2 protein-coding genes are annotated in these 1,891 nt (G+C 36.1%); both read right to left on the bottom strand.

From position 1 onward, the window contains the following. Positions 1–140: 140 nt before the first annotated feature. The gene (locus tag GSY74_RS01270) at positions 141–1,235 is read right to left on the bottom strand and encodes a hypothetical protein (protein ID WP_164663288.1); all 1,095 of its coding nucleotides are present in this window, start codon (positions 1,233–1,235) and stop codon (positions 141–143) included. After that, on the bottom strand, positions 1,219–1,891 hold a 673-nt coding region (ftsY, locus tag GSY74_RS01275), incomplete at its 5' end, for a signal recognition particle-docking protein FtsY (RefSeq protein ID WP_164663289.1). The genes ftsY and GSY74_RS01270, both read right to left, overlap by 17 nt.

Genomic DNA, 1,891 nt, shown 5'->3' on the forward strand with positions numbered 1-1,891 from the left:
CACGCCGATTCCGAAAATGCAAATTGCATATAAGGAAACGATGGCTTCAGCCTCGCTAATTCATTGGCATTGGGCTAAAGCCATCGGTTCCTAGTTTTGAAAGATGTCTATTGAATTTTACAAATAAATAGAACAAGGTATTAAGACGACGAATAAACCCTCCGAACCAAAAAAGAGAATTTATACAGAAAATAAAAAAGCCCTAAAAAAGCGATACCAAAAAGAACTTTTGTGGGGATTGTATTCAAAAGTTTAGTAAAGAGAGAGTTGAAGTTTCCTTTATAACCTGTTTTTGCAAGGTTTGCTGTAAACTTCATTCTACTCATAAATTTGCTCTGACCCATCTTTTTTATTGCAGTAATTCCTCTTGAACCGTAGGTTGAGGCGTAGAGCAGATTGGCATTTTTGACATTTGGCATCTCTTTTATTAGTTTTAGAGATTTTGCTCCACCGTTTTGGAGTAGTATATTGCTTTTTTTGCCAAATCTACTTGATAGCTTGACCATTCCTTTTAGTTCATCAAAGTTTTTGGTTCTTTTGACTAAGTTTAGTGTTTGATTCAGACCCATTTTTTCGTATAGATTGTGAATAGGTTCAAGTAGTTTTTGTATATTGCTTATAGATTTTGTATCTGTAGATATTTTTGCTTGTCTAATTATCTGTTTGTTTAGCCAAGGTGGGATTTTACCTGCTCGTTTGCCAAATTTTAGAACAGATATAGAACTTTTGACAGGTGCAGTGGCTCCTAGTGAATAGAGAGTTGATGCAGATGCCAATATTCCCAATGATGAGAGTGCTACTATAGTTTTGTCTACCTCTTTACCATTGGCGTAGTTTGTTCCTGCTATGGTTAGGTCTCGAATATCACCGATAATTAAAAAATCTGAGATGATGGCTGAGACTTTTCCAATATCCTCATCGCTTTTACCTTTTGTGACCCCTTCAAAAAATTTATCTTTTCTATAAGAATAACTAGCTCGTATTTTATCTATATCTGCTAAAAGTGTTACTGCTTTTGGATTTTGGTTGACATAACTGTACTCCATGAAGTAGGAGAGATATTCATGTGCATCTGCATATTTTTTCTCTTTGATAAGCTGTTCCGTTTTAGGGATAGGGTCAATTTGAGCTAATGTTCTTATATCAAAAACTCTCCTCTCTTCCAATAATAGTAGAGAGAGAGCTATAAACAGTAAGACTATAATAGGGGTTAGTAGTTTAAATAAAAATCTCATCTAAAATAGTATTGACATAATCGTCTGCTTTGAACTGTATGAGGTCATCGGGTTGTTCTCCTGTTCCTATATAGTAGATTGGCATCTGAAGTTCATGAGCGATTGATAACACTGAACCACCTTTAGCTGTTCCATCAAGCTTTGTAATTATTATACCATCTATTCCTATCATTTCGTTGAAGGCTTTGGCTTGATTGATGCTTGAGCTTCCTTGAGTACCATCTAAAATAAGTATTTTACGGTGTGGAGCTCCCTCCATCGCTTTTCCTGCTATTCTTACCATCTTTTTCAGCTCTTCACCTAGATTGGTCTGTGTATGTAGTCTTCCTGCTGTATCTATAAGTACATGGTCTATATCTTTTGACATTGCCGAGCTGATAGTGTCATATACCACTGCTGAGGGGTCATGTCCTTGTCTTGTTGCAACTATTGGTATGTTTAATCTTTTTGCCCATCTTGTTAGTTGTTCTATCGCTGCTGCACGGAAAGTATCACTTGCCCCAAGGATAACTTTTTTACCATTTTTCTGTTGGTATGCAGCTAGTTTGGCGATTGTCGTTGTTTTTCCAGCACCATTGACACCTACTATCATATCTACAAATGGCTTGGCATCTATATCTGTTTTCCAGTCAATTTTGTATTGAAATACAGAGATA

This window comes from Sulfurovum sp. bin170 (assembly GCF_010892395.1).
GTDB lineage: Bacteria > Campylobacterota > Campylobacteria > Campylobacterales > Sulfurovaceae > UBA1140.